This is a genomic window from Suttonella ornithocola (assembly GCF_001889065.1).
In the GTDB taxonomy this organism is placed as follows: Bacteria; Pseudomonadota; Gammaproteobacteria; order Cardiobacteriales; family Cardiobacteriaceae; genus Suttonella_A; species Suttonella_A ornithocola.
The window spans coordinates 1-1,883 of record NZ_LWHB01000230.1 but is presented as its reverse complement, the minus strand read 5'-3'; the positions used below and the strand labels follow the sequence as shown (position 1 = coordinate 1,883).

Sequence of the window (1,883 nt, the reverse complement as noted above, 5' to 3'; positions counted from 1 at the left end):
GTATTAATTTATTGCAACGGCAAATACTTTAAATATTCCTGCACCTTTATTAGATCGTATGGAAGTTATCCGTATTCCAGGTTATACCACGCAAGAAAAATTACAAATTGCTGAGCGCTATATTCTTCCACGCCAAATCAAGGAAAATGGTTTAAAAGAAAAAGAGTTTTCTTTAGAAGAAGGCGTGTTATATAACATTATCGAAAATTACACGCGCGAAGCTGGCGTTCGAAATCTTGAAAGAGAAATCGGTAAATTAGCTCGTAAAAGCGTCCGTAAATTACTCAGCAATAAAAAAACAAAACGCATTAAAATTACGAATAAAAATTTAGAAGAGTTTTTAGGTGTTGCTAAATACCATCGTAATGAAGAGGATTTAGAGCCTAAAATCGGAAGCGTTACAGGTTTAGCATGGACTTCTGTTGGCGGTGAGCTGCTTCAAATTGAAACCGCAGCATTTTCAGGAAAAGGGAAATTAACCCACACTGGACAACTTGGTGATGTAATGAAAGAGTCTATTCAAGCGGCACTCTCTGTTGTTCGTCATTATTTAGATAAAGCGGATCCAGAATTTCGTTTTGATGCTTATGATTTACACATGCACCTTCCAGAAGGCGCAACACCAAAAGATGGTCCAAGTGCAGGAATTGCCATGGCAACCGCACTACTTTCTGCATTAACGCAAAAGCCTGTTCGAGGAGATATCGCCATGACAGGAGAAATTACCTTACATGGGCGTGTATTAGCCATTGGTGGACTAAAAGAAAAATTATTGGCAGCTCAACGAGGACATCTTAAAACCGTTCTTATTCCTAAAGACAATTTGAAAGATTTAAGAGACATTCCTGAGGATGTCAAACAAGCTTTAGAGATTATTCCTGTTAGCCATGTTGAAGAAGTCTTCAAACATGCGTTTACAGAAACCTTATCTTCGATAAAAGCTTTTATTCCGCTTCCTTCTCACTCAAGCGCTATTCCTTCGCCTGTAGGCGGAAATGGCAAACACTAAAATATTTAAAATCATAATCTTAAGAGAAAGATAAATGATATCTTTCTCTAGATAAAATATTTATGCCATTTTCAGATGATTTAACTGTAAAAAAAGTTTGACAGTATTTACTAAGCGCTGTATAAATCCCACCTGTCGGTGCGGTGCACCGCAATTTTTACGTAACCCAACATAAGGTAAATGGATTATGAATAAAACCGAACTGGTTGATGCTATTGCAGCAGCCGCAGACATTACTAAAGCACAAGCGGCTAAAGCAGTTGATGCTTTCATTGAGAATGTCACAGAAACACTTGTTAAAGGCGAAAAAGTTACTCTAATTGGTTTTGGTACTTTTGAGACTCGCGAGCGTGCTGCACGTACAGGACGTAACCCTCAAACAGGTAAAACTTTGAAAATTGCTGCAAGCACTACCCCTGCCTTTAAAGCAGGTAAAAAACTTAAAGATGCTGTAAATAAGTAATTGTTTATAGTTTATTAATGTGGAATAAGATAATTTTAGAAGTTAGATAATTTATTGACAGACTAAAATTATTTCATTTAAAAAAGCTCAGATATTTATCTGAGCTTTTTGTTAAACAGACGTTTTGCTACACGTTGCACAGTTGGTTTTACCCGGTAGCTCATACTTATGACAACAACTTTTTCGGCGTTTAAAGACAACTTGTTTCTGTCCATCTTTTTCTATCGGTAAAGCTAGTATAGTACTTTGTAATTCTGGTATCAGCTGGCAAGTAAATGCCTCATAGTTTGCAATCAGCGTATCAATATCATTAACTATCTTACGTGCTGCCATCCAAGGGTCGGCAACGGCCAACCCAACATTTCCCCAAGCATCGCTTTTAGGAATACCGCTTTCAATAAATGCAGTAGC

General features: G+C 37.3%; 3 protein-coding genes. 2 read left to right on the top strand and 1 reads right to left on the bottom strand.

Annotated elements, in window-relative coordinates; translation table 11 throughout:
- The first annotated feature begins 58 nt into the window (after positions 1-58).
- Both A5N85_RS13280 and A5N85_RS13275 read left to right on the top strand, forming a co-directional pair.
- On the top strand, positions 59-1,009 hold the full coding sequence (locus A5N85_RS13280; protein ID WP_249023983.1) for a S16 family serine protease: 951 nt from the start codon (positions 59-61) through the stop codon (positions 1,007-1,009).
- A gap of 187 nt (positions 1,010-1,196) precedes the next feature.
- Positions 1,197-1,472: an HU family DNA-binding protein gene (locus A5N85_RS13275; protein WP_072577601.1), complete on the top strand. Its 276-nt coding sequence runs from the start codon at positions 1,197-1,199 to the stop codon at positions 1,470-1,472.
- Positions 1,473-1,583: 111 nt separating this feature from the next.
- Here A5N85_RS13275 and A5N85_RS13270 read toward each other — a convergent pair.
- Positions 1,584-1,883, bottom strand: a 300-nt coding sequence (locus A5N85_RS13270; RefSeq protein WP_211268229.1) for a (2Fe-2S)-binding protein, incomplete at its 5' end; no start/stop codon positions are given.

Excerpts from the sequence above, each read along its gene's own strand:
- A5N85_RS13280 (WP_249023983.1), top strand. The coding sequence starts at position 59 with ATGGAAGTTATCCGTATTCCAGGTTATACCACGCAAGAAAAATTACAA.
- A5N85_RS13275 (WP_072577601.1), top strand. The coding sequence starts at position 1,197 with ATGAATAAAACCGAACTGGTTGATGCTATTGCAGCAGCCGCAGACATT.